The sequence below is a fragment of the Zobellella endophytica genome (assembly GCF_003012775.1).
In the GTDB taxonomy this organism is placed as follows: Bacteria; Pseudomonadota; Gammaproteobacteria; order Enterobacterales; family Aeromonadaceae; genus Oceanimonas; species Oceanimonas endophytica.
In genome coordinates, this window is the sequence record NZ_PXYG01000054.1 from 1 (window position 1) to 252 (window position 252).

1 pseudogene is annotated in these 252 nt (G+C 50.8%); it reads right to left on the bottom strand.

Annotated elements, in window-relative coordinates:
• Window positions 1-122: 122 nt before the first annotated feature.
• Window positions 123-252, bottom strand: a pseudogene (locus C7H85_RS19410) (transposase); the annotation flags it as partial.

Consider the following 252-nt stretch of genomic DNA (forward strand, 5'->3'; position numbering starts at 1 on the left):
TGAGGAAAATGCTTGGGCAGTTGACCGAAGATGAACACCTGGGCTAAAAACACCAGGACGTGATGCGTTGAGAAATCAGGTGTTCACGTTCGTCCGGAATCGGTGTTCATCTTCGCCGGAATACGCAGTACATAAACGGTTGCCAGCGGCTGATTGGCATCAAGCAGTTCCTGCAGCCTGACCGCCTGCTCCTCTTTCAGATTGGCTTTATTACGCAGCAGTAACCAACGGCTCTGTTTGACTACCTTTCTG